The 12,875-nt window shown below is 69.9% G+C and carries 11 protein-coding genes; 8 read left to right on the top strand and 3 right to left on the bottom strand.

Going from position 1 to position 12,875, the window contains the following annotated elements; translation table 11 throughout:
- Positions 1–5: 5 nt before the first annotated feature.
- The 3 genes from QE428_RS07690 (at position 6) to QE428_RS07680 (ending at position 3,828) form a co-directional block, all read left to right on the top strand.
- Positions 6–518 carry a DUF2087 domain-containing protein gene (locus QE428_RS07690; RefSeq protein ID WP_307467714.1) on the top strand — a complete coding sequence of 171 codons (513 nt, stop codon included), beginning with the start codon at positions 6–8 and terminating at the stop codon, positions 516–518.
- Between the two features lie 64 nt (positions 519–582).
- Positions 583–1,650 (top strand): sodium:calcium antiporter, encoded by a 1,068-nt coding sequence (locus tag QE428_RS07685; RefSeq protein ID WP_307467711.1) that lies wholly within the window; start codon positions 583–585, stop codon positions 1,648–1,650.
- A gap of 123 nt (positions 1,651–1,773) precedes the next feature.
- The gene (locus QE428_RS07680) at positions 1,774–3,828 is read left to right on the top strand and encodes a PhoX family phosphatase (protein ID WP_373457717.1); all 2,055 of its coding nucleotides are present in this window, start codon (positions 1,774–1,776) and stop codon (positions 3,826–3,828) included.
- Positions 3,829–3,841: 13 nt separating this feature from the next.
- Here the strand turns inward: QE428_RS07680 and QE428_RS07675 are convergent, their stop codons facing one another.
- Entirely contained in the window at positions 3,842–4,723 is an 882-nt protein-coding gene (locus QE428_RS07675) for a helix-turn-helix transcriptional regulator (protein WP_091351697.1), read from the bottom strand.
- 101 nt (positions 4,724–4,824) lie between these two features.
- On the opposite strand from QE428_RS07675, the gene QE428_RS07670 reads away from it, so the two are divergent.
- From QE428_RS07670 to QE428_RS07660, 3 genes are read left to right on the top strand one after another with little or no spacing between them, the layout of a single operon-like run.
- Complete coding sequence (locus QE428_RS07670) at positions 4,825–6,066, top strand: multidrug effflux MFS transporter (RefSeq protein ID WP_018185501.1); 1,242 nt, start codon at positions 4,825–4,827, stop codon at positions 6,064–6,066.
- Positions 6,063–6,590, top strand: coding sequence for a cyclophilin-like fold protein (locus QE428_RS07665; RefSeq protein WP_018185502.1), 528 nt, complete (start codon positions 6,063–6,065; stop codon positions 6,588–6,590). Before QE428_RS07670 ends, QE428_RS07665 begins: the two co-directional genes overlap by 4 nt.
- Before the next feature lie 24 nt (positions 6,591–6,614).
- Complete coding sequence (locus QE428_RS07660) at positions 6,615–7,649, top strand: zinc-binding dehydrogenase (protein WP_307467694.1); 1,035 nt, start codon at positions 6,615–6,617, stop codon at positions 7,647–7,649.
- On the opposite strand, the gene sfnG is transcribed toward QE428_RS07660, so the two are convergent.
- Complete coding sequence (gene sfnG, locus QE428_RS07655; protein ID WP_091351695.1) at positions 7,650–8,798, bottom strand: dimethylsulfone monooxygenase SfnG; 1,149 nt, start codon at positions 8,796–8,798, stop codon at positions 7,650–7,652.
- Between the two features lie 235 nt (positions 8,799–9,033).
- On the opposite strand from sfnG, the gene QE428_RS07650 reads away from it, so the two are divergent.
- The gene (locus tag QE428_RS07650; RefSeq protein ID WP_307467688.1) at positions 9,034–10,290 is read left to right on the top strand and encodes an acyl-CoA dehydrogenase family protein; all 1,257 of its coding nucleotides are present in this window, start codon (positions 9,034–9,036) and stop codon (positions 10,288–10,290) included.
- A gap of 161 nt (positions 10,291–10,451) precedes the next feature.
- On the opposite strand, the gene QE428_RS07645 is transcribed toward QE428_RS07650, so the two are convergent.
- Positions 10,452–12,203, bottom strand: coding sequence for a phosphatase PAP2 family protein (locus QE428_RS07645; protein ID WP_307467685.1), 1,752 nt, complete (start codon positions 12,201–12,203; stop codon positions 10,452–10,454).
- 175 nt (positions 12,204–12,378) lie between these two features.
- On the opposite strand from QE428_RS07645, the gene QE428_RS07640 reads away from it, so the two are divergent.
- Positions 12,379–12,807: a MarR family winged helix-turn-helix transcriptional regulator gene (locus tag QE428_RS07640; protein WP_091359351.1), complete on the top strand. Its 429-nt coding sequence runs from the start codon at positions 12,379–12,381 to the stop codon at positions 12,805–12,807.
- Positions 12,808–12,875 lie beyond the last annotated feature (68 nt).

Here is a 12,875-nt window from a genome sequence, read left to right as displayed (position 1 = left end):
CTGGCATGGACCGATCGGGCGATGACCAGTGGCGTCCGCTCGTGGCCGCGCTCGCGAACGACCGCGTCCGCGAAGCGTTCGCCCGGCTGACGCTCGGCGCCAGTGCCGACGACGCTCTCGGCGGCCTGTCGCCGTCGCGGCGGCGCCACGTGGTCGAGACGATGCGGCGCGCCGGACTGGTCACGGACGACCTGCGGGCGGACGGCGGTGTGTTCGCCCGCGTCCTCGCGTCCGCACCCGCCGCGGTGAGGCCGACGGGTGTCGCCCGCTACCTCTCGCGCGAGGGACGTGTGATCGGGTACCCGTCGAATCCGGACGAACGCCGCGAACTGCTGACGCTCCTCGCCGCCCGCATCCTCGTCCCCGGCGAGGTCCTGGACGAACGCGGGATCAACGAGCGGCTCGAAGCCCTCACCGACGACGTCGCCGCCCTCCGGCGGCACCTCGTCGACCACGACCTCGTCGAACGCACGCGGTCGGGTACCGAGTACGCGCTGGTCGTCGACCCGTCCTCGTAGGAGACGCTCTGCCGGCGCCGTCAACCGCTAGGCAGACGGCCGCCTCCGGGTGTGCAGTGGTGCGGTGAACTCGCTCCCGTTCTGGCTGGTCGTCGTCGTCTTCGTCGCAGCCGCCGCCGTCGTCTGGGTCGCCGGCATCCAACTCTCGAAGACCACCGACGTGCTCGACGCGCGCTGGCACATCGGCAGCGCCTTCGGCGGGCTGATCATCCTCGCCGTCGCGACGAACCTGCCCGAGATCGCCATCACGGTCAGCGCCGCTGCGGCGGGCAACCTCGGGGTGGCGGTCGGCAACATCCTCGGTGGCATCGCACTGCAGACCGTCGTCCTCGTCGTGCTCGACGCGTTCGGCCGCCGGGGCCGCGGGGTGAAGCCGTTGACCTACCGCGCGGCATCCCTCGTGCTGGTCCTCGAAGGGCTCGTGGTGGTGGCCGTGCTCGCGGCCGTCGTGGCCGGCAGCCAGCTGCCGGAAGGACTCGTCGCCCTGCGCCTCACGCCGGACGTCGTCCTCATCACCGCGCTCTGGATCGCGGGCCTGCTGCTCGTGCAGCGCGCCGGTCGCCACCTGCCCTGGAGCGGCAGCGGAACCGTCGACAACGCGTCGCCGCACACCCCCGGACACCGCCGCTCGAAGCCGCAGCACCCCCACAAGAGCCGGCCGACATGGCTGGTCGTCACAGTCTTCCTGGTCGCCGCCGCGGCGACGCTCGGCGCCGGTGTCGTCCTCGAGCGCGCCGGCGACGCCATCGCAGAGGACATCGGGCTCTCGGGCGTCCTGTTCGGCGCCACGTTCCTCGCCCTCGCGACCTCGCTCCCCGAGATCTCCACGGGCCTGCAGGCGATCCGGCAGGGCGACGACAACCTCGCGATGAGCGACATCTTCGGCGGCAACGCGTTCCTCCCGGTGCTCTTCCTCGGCGCGACCGTCATCTCTGGGCAGGCCGTCCTGCCGCGCGCGGGCGCGACGGACATCTACCTCACCGCCCTCGCCGCCCTGCTGACCCTGGTCTACGTGGTCGGGCTCATCTTCCGTCCTCCGCGGCGGGTACTGGGGATGGGCGTCGATTCGCTGACGGTCCTCGTGCTCTACGCGGTGGGGGTCGCGGGCCTGTTCGCGGTCGCCTCGGGCTGATCCCGCCCGTTCCGTCGTGGCATCCGGGGACCGTCACGCGCTGTTCACCGGCGATTCACCCCGACGCAGGAACGCCGACGGATCCTGGAACGGATCTGCACGAGAGGACCCCCTGTGACCACTGTGGAACCCCCCACCACCCGCACGACACTCCCCCTCGCGGCGCACGCCGTCGGCAAGCGCTCCGCGGTGACCTGCCAGTTAAAGTGCGCCAACGCCTGCCTCGGCCCCGAGTGCAACGGGTCGGACAACCCGACCTTCCGCAGCATCGCCGAGATCGCGCTCTCGCGCCGCATGCTGATCGGCGCAGCCGCCGCGAGCGCGGTCGTCGTCGCCACCGACGCCTTCGGCCTCTCGAACCCAACGACCGCCTCGGCTCTGCCCGGGGGACCCGTCGAGTCGACTTGGGGCTGGGGCCACAACAGCCTGCCGTTCCAGCCGATCGCTCCCGTCCCGGCATCCGTCGACGCGCTCACGGTTCCCAAGGGCTACACGTGGTCCCCGATCATCCGCTGGGGCGACCCGCTGTTCTCGGACGCGCCGAGGTTTTCGCTCGAGGCGCAGAGCCGTGCCGCGCAGGAGCGGCAGTTCGGGTACAACTGCGACTACCTCGACATCCTCGCCGACCGCAGCGGCAAGACGGGCGTGCTCGTCAACAACCACGAGTACGTGAACCCGAACATCATGTTCCCGCCGTCGACGGATGCCGCCGAGCTCCGCCGCCGCGGCGAGGTCTACAAGGCCGCCCAGGGCATGTCGGTCGTCGAGATCAAGCGACGCCGGCGCGGCGCTCCGTGGCGCTACGTGGTCGACGGGCGACGCAACCGACGGATCACCGTCGAGACGGTGTTCGAGCTGACCGGACCCGCCGCAGGATCGGACCTCGTGAAGACGGCCGCAGACCCCGAGGGCCGATGGGTCAAGGGAACGCTGGGCAACTGCGCGGGCGGCACCACGCCGTGGGGCACGATCCTCTCGGGTGAGGAGAACTTCAACGGCTACTTCGCGTGGGCCGCCGACACCGCCGGGCAGAAGCGCTACCAGGCGAGCGCCTCGCGGACGACCTCGACCGGGTGGGAGGCGTACGACCCCCGGTTCAACTCCTTCGACCCGGGATACGTCAACGAGCCCAACCGCTTCGGCTACATCGTCGAGATCGACCCCGAGGACCCCACCTCGACGCCGAAGAAGCACACCGCGATGGGCCGCTTCAAGCACGAGGGTGCGAACGTCATCGTCGCCGAGGACCGTCGCGTCGTCGCCTACATGGGTGACGACGAGCGCAACGACTACCTCTACAAGTTCGTCTCGAAGAACCGCATCAGCTCGTCTCGCAAGAAGAACATGACGCTGCTCTCGGAGGGCGACCTGTACGTCGCACGCTTCCGCGGCGACTCCCCCGCCTCGCAGATCGACGGCTCGGGGAAGCTGCCCGCCGACGGCGCCTTCGACGGATCCGGCGAGTGGATCGCGCTCACCCGCCACGGCCGGAGCGTCGTCCCGGGCATGACGACCGAAGAGGTCCTCGTCTACACGCGCCTCGCCGCCGACAAGATGGGTGCGACGAAGATGGACCGCCCCGAGGACGTGCAGCCGAGCCTGCGCACCGGCAAGATCTACGTCGCCCTCACCAACAACTCCGACCGTGGCAAGACCTCGATGGTGGATGAGGCTAACCCACGCACGGGCAACCGGTTCGGCCACGTGCTCGAGATGACCGAGCGCCGCGGGCAGGCGGGAACCTCCTTCGGCTGGAGCATCCTGCTGCAGTGCGGCAACCCGTCCGACCCGAGCACCTACTTCGCGGGTTATCCCAAGGACAAGGTGTCGCCGATCTCGTGCCCCGACAACCTCGCGTTCGACGAGGACGGCAACCTCTGGATCTCGACCGATGGCGCCCCCAGCACCATCGGGTTCAACGACGGCCTGTTCCGGGTCCCGCTCACCGGTCGGGAGCGCGGACGCGTGCAGCAGTTCCTCGCCGTCCCCCGCGAGGCTGAGACGTGCGGGCCCGTGATCCACGCGCGCGAGAAGCTCGTGTTCGTCGCGGTGCAGCATCCCGGCGAGAACGGCACCGTCGCGGCGCCGACGTCGCTGTTCCCCGACTACGGTTCGACGCGACGCGGCGACATCCCGAACGCGCCGCGGCCGTCCGTCGTGCAGGTGTACCGGAGCTGATCGAATGCCCGCGTCAGCCCGCCGGCGGGCTGACGCGGGAGCGATCGTCCGCCGCCAACGACCCGAGCAGCCCCAACCGCTCCGCCGAGGGTGAACCGGGCTCGGCGCTGTAGATCAACAGGACACGACCGGGCTCGGCGGTGACGGCGAGCTCCTCGTACACGAGGGTGAGTTCGCCGACCGCGGGATGCCGGAAGCGCTTCTTCCCGGAACCGTGGGCCCGGACGTTGTGGGCGGCCCACAGCTTCCGGAACTCGTCGCTGCGGGTCGACAGTTCGCCGACGAGATCCTGGATGCCCTTGTCGTGCGGGTCGCGGCCGGCCTCCGCGCGGATGACGGCGACGCACATGTCCGCGAACAGATCCCAGTCCGGATAGAAGTCCCGCGCGACGGGATCGAGGAACTGGAAGCGTGCGAAGTTCGGGACGCGTCCGCCGTCACCGATGAGAGGCGAGTAGAAGGCTCGGCCGAGATCGTTGAACGCGATCAGGTCCTGACGCTGGTCGCGCACGACGGCCACCGCATCCGTGATCGACGACAGCGCCCACTCGAGGCTCGGACGGACCGGCCCCGACTTCGAGGCGCGACGACGGTGGCGCCCCGAGGCGGGAATCCCGTCGGCGTTGCGTGCGAGGTCGAGAAGGTGCGCGTGCTCGGCGTCGGAGAGTTGCAAGGCGCGGGACAGGGACTCCAGCACCGCACCGGACGCGCCCGCGATCGCTCCCCGTTCGAGCTTGGCGTAGTACTCCACGCTCACGCCGGCGAGGGCAGCGACCTCGCTACGCCGGAGCCCCTCGACCCTTCGGCCCGGTCCCGCGGAGATCCCCGCCGCATCCGGCGTCACGCGTGCCCGACGCGTCATGAGGAACTCACGGACCTCAGCTCGATTGTCCATGCCCACAGGCTAGATCGGCCGAGCCGGATCAGGGATGCCCTCTCGGTACACCTTCCGGCAGGGACTCCCGCCCGCGCCCGAGCGCGACGACGCTGAAGGACATGACCGCATCCGCTCTCACGCAACGCACCGGCTCCCGGAGGGCGCTGCCGACCCTGCTCCTGCTGCTGACCGTGTTCGGCCCGATCTCGATGGACCTCTACCTCCCGGCCCTCCCCGCGCTGACGGCGGAGCTCGACGCCGTCACCTCCGTGGCTCAGCTCACCGTCACCGCCTGCCTGATCGGGCTCGCCGCCGGCCAGCTGATCGCGGGCCCCCTCTCGGACCGGTTCGGACGCCGCGGCATCCTGCTCGTCGGCATCGCCGCGTACATCCTGATGTCGGCGGTGTGCGCGCTGAGCCCAACGGTCGAACTGCTGATCGCGGCCCGGTTCGTGCAGGGGCTGGCCGGCGGGGTCGGCATCGTCATCTCGCAGGCCGCGGGCCGCGATGTGTACACGGGCGGCGCGTTGATCCGGTTCTACGGGCGCCTGACGGTCGTCGGCGGCCTCGCCGCGATCATCGGGCCCCTCCTCGGCGGACTCCTCGACGCGGTCACGGACTGGCGCGGCCTGTTCGTCTTCCTCGCCGCGATCGGGGCGGCCATCCTGGTCGTCACGCTAAGGATGTTCCCCGAGACGCTGGCACCCGAGGAGCGGACCGCCGGCGGCTTCGCGCACACCGTCGCCGACTTCCGGACGCTCCTGCGGGACCGGGCATTCGTCGGGGCCGTCCTGAACCAGGGGTTCCTCTACGCCGCCCTGTTCGCCTACCTCGCCGGATCGACCTTCGTCCTGCAGGACGTCTACGGGCTGTCCCCGCTCGGCTACGCGCTCGCTTTCGGGCTGAACTCGGCGGGCTTCATGACCCTGGGACACCTCGCCGGGCGCTCCGCCGAGCGGTGGAGCATTCCCGGCACCCTGACCGCCGGCGTCCTGACGTCAGGTGTCGGCGCGATCGGACTCCTCGTCGCCGGCCTCACCGCCCTTCCCCTGTGGGTCGTCATCGTGTCGCTGTTCCTCCTGGCGGGCGGGGTCGCGATCTCGTCTCCCCCGGCGACGACCCTCGCCCTCGCCGACTATCCGCGGATGGCGGGCACGGCCTCATCCCTCCTCGGGATGGTGAGGTTCGGGTTCGGGGGGATCGCGGCTCCGCTGGTCGGGGTCGCCGGTGCCCTCAGCATCCTGCCGCTCGGCATCGTCACAACGGTCTCCGTCCTCCTCGCGGGCGCCTCCTTCCTGTTCCTCGCCCGCGGACGCACCGCATCGGCGGTCCGCTCCCCGCAGGTCGGGAGCGCCTCGTGATCGGCGACCCCCGCGGACGGATGCCGCGCCGCAGGGCAGCTGTCGGCTTCGGGCTGCTCGGCGTGGCCCTGCTGGGCGGCTGCGCCGCCGAACCCACTCCGCAGCCCGCGGCGACCCGACCGGACGCGCCCTCGGCCTCGGCATCCGTTCCGGCGGAGGTCGTGGGGACGCGCATCCGGTTCTCGTCCGACCGCACCACGATCGACGTCACGATCGGCGAGGACAGCCCGGCGGTGCGCGATCTTCTATCCCTCCTCCCGGCCGAGCTGTCGTTCGAGGACCTGAACAGCCGGGAGAAGATCGCCTCCCTGCCCCGCGAACTCGCCTGGCAGGGATCACCGGGCTCCGACCCGGAGGACGGCGACCTCATCTACTACTCGCCCTGGGGGAACCTCGGGTTCTACTACGACGCCTCCGGGATCGAGTACTCCGACGACACGCTCCACATCGGCACCTACGACGCCACCGAAGAACAACTGGCGCTCCTCGTGGGCGGACCCGTCACCGTCGAGATCATCGACTGACCACTGAGACAAGGAACAGAAGTCATGCGCGCAACCCTCATGTACTCCGCGGGCGACGTCCGCGTCATCGACGTACCCGAGCCCACCCTCGAAGCGCCCACGGACGCGATCATCCGCGTCACCTACGCGTGCGTCTGCGGCTCCGACCTGCACCCGTATCACGACCTCGAGGACACCCCCGAGGGACGCCGCATGGGGCACGAGGCCGTCGGCGTGGTGGAGCGGATCGGCGAGGACGTGACGACCCTCCGGGTCGGCGACACCGTCATCGTCCCCTTCGCCTGGTCCGACGGCACCTGCACGTTCTGCCACGACGGGATCACGACCTCCTGCATCCATGGGGGCTTCTTCGACGGCGCCGCATCCGCCACCCAAGCCGAGAAGCTGCGGGTGCCGTACGCCGACGGCACCGCCGTCGCCATCCCGGCCGGCACCGACGAGGCGCTCATGCCGTCGCTGCTGACGCTGTCCGACGTCTACCTCACCGGCTACCACGCGGCTATCCGCGGCGGCGTCGAGGCGGGCAAGACCGTCGCGGTGATCGGCGACGGAGCGGTGGGCCTCTCCGCCGTGCTGGCTGCGCGGCAGCTCGGCGCCGAGACCATCATCCTGATGGGCCGGCACACCGCCCGCACCGACCTCGGCCGCGAGTTCGGGGCGACACACGTCGTCGCCGAGCGCGGCGAGGACGGCGTCGCGAAGGTGCTCGAGATCACCGGCGGCGAGGGCGCCCATGTCGTCCTCGAGGCGGTCGGCCACATGCCGGCATACGAGCAGGCTTACGGCATCGTCCGCCCCGGCGGCGTCATCTCGCGCGTCGGCGTCCCCCAGTACGAGGATGCCGCGGTCGGGTTCACCTCGCTGTTCGGCAAGAACGCGACCCTCACCGGCGGGCCGGCCACCGTCCGCGCCTACCTCGAGGGCGCCATCCCCCAGGTGCTCGACGGCACCATCGAGCCGGGCAAGGTCTTCGACCGCGAGCTCCCCCTCGACGACATCGCCGAGGGCTACCGCCTGATGGATTCGAGGGAAGCGCTGAAGGTCCTCATCCGCCCCTGATCAGCGGGCGACGCCGATCGGGTCGCCGGTGCGGGCGAGGTCGGCCTCCAGCTCGCGAACGATCGGGATGACCTTCTCGCCGAACGCCTCGAGCTCCTCCTGGAAGTGCAGGAAGCCGAGCAGGAACAGGTCCACCCCGCGCTTCTTGTAGGCGATGATGCGCTCGGCGACCTGCTCGGGCGGACCGAACAGCTGGGTGCGGAAGCCGTCGTTGTACTGCACGAGGTCCTCGAACGAGGAGTCGGCCCACATCCCCTTGCGGTCCGCAGTGGATGCCCCGGCCTGCTGCACCGACTTGCGGAAGCCTTCGACGGACGCCGGATCGGCCTGCGCGATGATCTCGCGCAGTTGCTCACGTGCTTCCGCCTCAGTGTCGCGGACGATCGCGAACCCGTTCAGACCGAACCGCACGGTGCGCCCGTGCTCAGCGGCGACCCGGGTGACGTCGTCGTACTGCTCGGTGAACCCGTCGAAGTCCTTGCCGTTCGAGAAGTACCAGTCGGCATGAGCGCCGCCATTGAAGCGCGCGGCCGTCGAGTTGCCGCCCTGGAAGATGTCCGGATGCGGGCGGCCGGGCACCGGGTAGGGGCCGGGGCGCAGCGTGAAGTCGTTCACGCGATAGAAGTCGCCGTGGAACTGCACGTTCTCCTCAGTCCAGAGCTTTCGCAGCACCTCGATGAACTCGGCGGACCGGCGGTAGCGCTCGTCGTGCTCGAGCCACGGGAGGCCGAGCTTCGTGTACTCGTCCTTGAACCAGCCCGAGACGACGTTGACCGCCGCACGCCCCTTCGAGAACTGGTCGGCGGTGAGGATGAACTTCGCGAGCACCGCCGGCTCCCAGAGCCCCGGGTGGACGGCGGCGATGACCTTCAGCTTCTCGGTCGCGAGCAGCAGAGCCAGGCTGATCGACGTCGACTCGTGCTGCTGAGCAGCGCCGTAGCTCGACAGGTAGCGCACCTGGCTCAGGGCGTACTCGAACCCGACGCGCTCGGCCGTCTGAGCGAGCTTCACGTTGTAGTCGTAGTCCCAGGACGTCCGCTGCTCGATGTTCGAGACCACGAGGCCGCCGCTGACGTTGGGCACCCAGTACGCGAACTTCAGCGGCTCGTGGGACGAGGCCTGGTCGAACGAGGATGTCTGCTCGGTCATGGTGTTCTCCGTGGGCTGGCGACGCGGTCGGGCGACGCGATCGGATGGGTTCCCCGGAACCTTCCGCCCGGGCGCCGGGCAGTGTCAATCGATGTGAACGCGTGTGTCGGGGCGTGACGGTGTGTGTCGGCCCGTGACGACGGGATGCCGCGATTCGCGTCACAAGCGCGCCCCGCGCGGATTCGGCGAGTAGCAAGGGTGCGACGACCACGACCCACAGCTGAGAGGCGACGACATGACCCGGCATCCCGACCCCGCACTCCACGACGGGCTCTCGCTCGGCACCGACTACGAGACGCTCGCGGCGCGGTTCCGGCCGTTGTTCGCGCAGATCGCCGACAGCGCGGTGGACCGCGAGAACGACCGTCGACTGCCGCACGAGGAGATCCGGCTGCTCACCGATGCCGGGTTCGGCGCCGTACGTGTGCCGCGTGCGTACGGCGGGTCAGGGGCATCCCTCCCCCAGCTGATCGAGCTGCTCACCGAGCTCGCTGCCGCCGACTCCAACATCCCGCAGGCGCTGCGGGGCCACTTCGCCTACGTCGAGGACCGCCTCAACCAGCACGCGACCGTCGACCAGTCGGCCTGGCTCACGCGCTTCGTCTCGGGCGAGATCGCCGGGAACGCCTGGACCGAGATCGGCGAGGTGAAGGTCGGCGACGTCAACACGAAGGTCACCCGTCGCGGCGACGACCTCGTCGTCAACGGCACGAAGTTCTACAGCACCGGCAGCATCTTCGCCGACTGGCTCGACGTGTACGCCGAGTACGAGGGCGTCCCCGTGATCGCGATCGTGCGCGCCGATCAACCCGGCGTGACCGTCCACGACGACTGGGACGGCTTCGGGCAGCGCACGACCGGCAGCGGCACGACGATCCTCGAGGACGCCCGCGTCGATCCCGACAACATCACCGTCTTCGCCGATCGCTTCCGCTACCAGACGGCCTTCTACCAGCTCGTCCACCTCGCCACGCAGGCCGGCCTCGTCGCGGGCGCGGCGCGGGAGGTCGCGGCACACGCCCGCGCCCGCACGCGTGTCTTCAGCCATGGCTCCGCCGGAACGTGGTCGGAGGATCCGCTCGTGCAGCAGACCGTCGGGGTCGCGACCGCGCAGGGGTTCGCGGCCCGGGCAGTCGCGGTGCGGGCAGCCGAATCCGCGCAGGCCGCCTACCTCGCACGCTTCGCGGGCGACGCCGAGGCCGAGGAACGCGCCAATCAGCGCGCCGAGCTCGAGTCGGCCCAGGGACAGATCGTCCTCACGCCCCTTTCCCTCGAGGCGACGAGCACGGTCCTCAATGCGCTGAGCGCGTCCGCCGTCTCCGAGACGAAGCGCCTCGATCGGTTCTGGCGGAACGCTCGGGCCGTGTCGTCCCACAACCCGGTCATCTTCAAACAGCGCATCGTCGGGGACTGGGCGATCAACGGCACCCCGGTGCCGTACGCGTGGGCCATCGGGCAGCAGCGCACACCAAGCTCGCTCATCACAGATTGATAACAGGAATCCCTTGCCACCGTTATCTCGTCGTTATACAGTCATTGCCAGGTAGTTGTTTTGCTGTGGCAGCTACCGACATGTGATTGCAGGACACTCTTGGTGCAAAGGGACAAGGGCCGGCTGGATGCCTCTCCAGCCGGCCCTTACTGCGTGACGAGTCAGACGATGCCGCTCCGGCGACGTCGCATCGTCAGGACGATGCCAAGGGCGAGCAGAGCCGTCCCGGCGCTTCCCGCAATCCACAGCGGCGCACTCTGACCGCCGGCCGCGGCCAATTCCTCATCGCCGATCGCGGCGGCCTGGCCGCGGCCGATTGTGACCGCAGCCCAGCCGATGAGGTCTCCGGCTGCATCGACCACGGCGACGCGATGCGTCCCCGCCTCGAGGCCGCTCGGCAGGGCAAAGGTGGCGGAACCCGCGGCATCCGCCGTCGACTGTCCGAGGGACGTCGGAGTCGAGTAAATGAAGCCGTAGTACGTCTGCCCTGCCGTGAGTCCGGAGACGACGATCCGGTCACCACGGACGGATGCCTGGATCGTCCCCTCCGCCGCGGCAGGCAGGTCGTCACCGTTCGCGGCGGGCGCGCTCGGTGCGCCGCCGGTTGCGGGCGGAGTGGGCTGCGGAGCGGGGGTCGGCTGCGGGGCCGGCGTCGGCTCGGGGTCGGGCGTGGGCTCGGGGTCCGGGGTCGGCTCGGGGTCGGGCGTCGGCTCCGGATCCGGAGTGGGCTCGCTACCGCCGTTGCCGATCACAACGGAGCCGTCGGAGCGCACGGTCACCTCGGCCGCCATCGCGGCGGCGAGGTTCATCCGCTGCCAGCTCTCCTGCTCACCGACGTCGAGCGGGTTGCCCGAGTCGACCGCGGTCAGCGCGAGCACCTGACGGCGCTGTTCCGGCGTCAATCCCGGGTGAGCCGAGACGAGCAGCTCCTCCGCGCCGTCGGGCACCACGACGGGAACCCCCTTCGGGCCGGTGGCCGGGAATCCGTAGCCCAGGTGCTCCTGGTAATAGGCGAGCGCCTTGTCGGTCGTCAGGTACGGGACGTCCTTCTCGATGCAGTTCGCGAGTGTGTCACCACAGCCGCGCTCGAGGACGCCGCGCAACTCCTCGGCGGCTTCGCCCACCAACGACCGCATCGCGGGATCGGCGAGACGGAGCGCGATGATCTTCTGGCCCATCATCCGGCCGCTGATGACGTCGAGCGGGTAGTGCGCCCCCATCACGATGCGGTTGTTCCCGGCCTCGGCGGTGCGGGCCAGGATCTGCGGTGCGAGCTCGGGCAGCATCTCGGCGAGCGCCGTTCCCTGCCAGTACGCCTGCGACGTGTGGCCGGAGGGGAAGGAGCCGCTCGTGGAACCCCACGCGTCGCCGCCTTCTTTGTCTCGGTAGACGAGGTCCTTCGTCGTGTCGAGGCGGAGGTACGGCCGGTCGTAGTCGAAGAAGTTCTTCGGCGGATTGCTCGATGACGTCGAGCCGAGCTTGCCGCCTGCCTTGCTGAGGAGCCACGTGAGCTTGGGCAGCTCGCCCGCGGCCACCGCGTCGGCGTAGATCGCCCCGAGGTTCTCACCGAAGGCATCGCCCATGCTGACGGACATGTCGTCGTACTGGTCGACGATGGCCCGCTGAACCTGGGCATCGGATGCGGTCCGGTTGATCTCGCTCGTCAGCGCGTCGTTGTAGTCCATGACGGCCGCGTTGCCCGCCGGGCCGCGATCGATGCGGAGGCCGTCGAAGACGTCCATCATGCGGACCGACCAGTTGTCGGCACTGGGCGCCTTCGCGTCACCGGTCGACGCGGCGGCGTCCGACGCGTAGGTCGCCGTCTTCTGCTCCTCGGTGAAGCCGGCGGCCGCGAACGCGGGTCCGGCGGTCAGGGTGCAGGCGACGAGGACGCCGAGTCCGCCCATCGCCATCCCGGCACGAGTGCCTCGTCGTCTTGTCTGTCTCATCACGCTCACGGGCGCGCCTCGCTTCCATCGGGTGAGCCAGAATGCTTTCCTGAACGCGGGAACGGCGCGTGACGTCCGGGTGACCACGAAGCGACGAACCGCGCTCGTCGTGCGGGCACGCGACGATACAGTGGACGCCATGACCGATCGACGCCTCGCCATCGCGGCATGGGAGAGCCTCTTCCGCGCGCAGCACGAGGTTTTGGCCGAGATCTCACAGGACTTCGACGACGACGACCTCTCCAGCGCGGAGTACGACGTCCTCCTCACCGTGACCCGATGCGACGAGCACACGGCGCGACTTCGCGACGTCACCGCGAACATGCTGATCAGCCAGCCCAGCGTGTCCCGCCTCGTGGATCGGATGGTAGCTCGGGGTCTCGTCGCCAAATGCCCGGACCCCCAAGACGGTCGCGGCGCGATCCTGCGCGCCACGGAGAAGGGCGCGGCGACGTTCCGCCGCATGGCCACTGCTCATGGCCGAACGATCGCCGAGCGGATGTCGGTGCTCACCGACGACGAACTCGCCCAGCTCGAGAAGCTGACGGCGCGTCTGCGCGGAGTGTGACCGCAGACGAATCGCCCCGCATCCGACACGGGATGCGGGGCGATTCGTCAGAGCGGGAGCGCTCCGCC

The sequence above is a fragment of the Microbacterium sp. SORGH_AS_0505 genome, assembly GCF_030818715.1.
Taxonomy (GTDB): Bacteria; Actinomycetota; Actinomycetes; order Actinomycetales; family Microbacteriaceae; genus Microbacterium.
This window is presented reverse-complemented; position numbering and strand designations above follow the sequence as displayed.

Excerpts from the sequence above, each read along its gene's own strand:
- QE428_RS07660 (WP_307467694.1), top strand. The coding sequence starts at position 6,615 with ATGCGCGCAACCCTCATGTACTCCGCGGGCGACGTCCGCGTCATCGAC.
- sfnG (WP_091351695.1), bottom strand. The coding sequence starts at position 8,798 with ATGACCGAGCAGACATCCTCGTTCGACCAGGCCTCGTCCCACGAGCCG.
- QE428_RS07645 (WP_307467685.1), bottom strand. The coding sequence starts at position 12,203 with ATGGCGATGGGCGGACTCGGCGTCCTCGTCGCCTGCACCCTGACCGCC.
- QE428_RS07650 (WP_307467688.1), top strand. The coding sequence starts at position 9,034 with ATGACCCGGCATCCCGACCCCGCACTCCACGACGGGCTCTCGCTCGGC.
- QE428_RS07640 (WP_091359351.1), top strand. The coding sequence starts at position 12,379 with ATGACCGATCGACGCCTCGCCATCGCGGCATGGGAGAGCCTCTTCCGC.
- QE428_RS07675 (WP_091351697.1), bottom strand. The coding sequence starts at position 4,723 with ATGGACAATCGAGCTGAGGTCCGTGAGTTCCTCATGACGCGTCGGGCA.
- QE428_RS07670 (WP_018185501.1), top strand. The coding sequence starts at position 4,825 with ATGACCGCATCCGCTCTCACGCAACGCACCGGCTCCCGGAGGGCGCTG.
- QE428_RS07690 (WP_307467714.1), top strand. The coding sequence starts at position 6 with ATGGACCGATCGGGCGATGACCAGTGGCGTCCGCTCGTGGCCGCGCTC.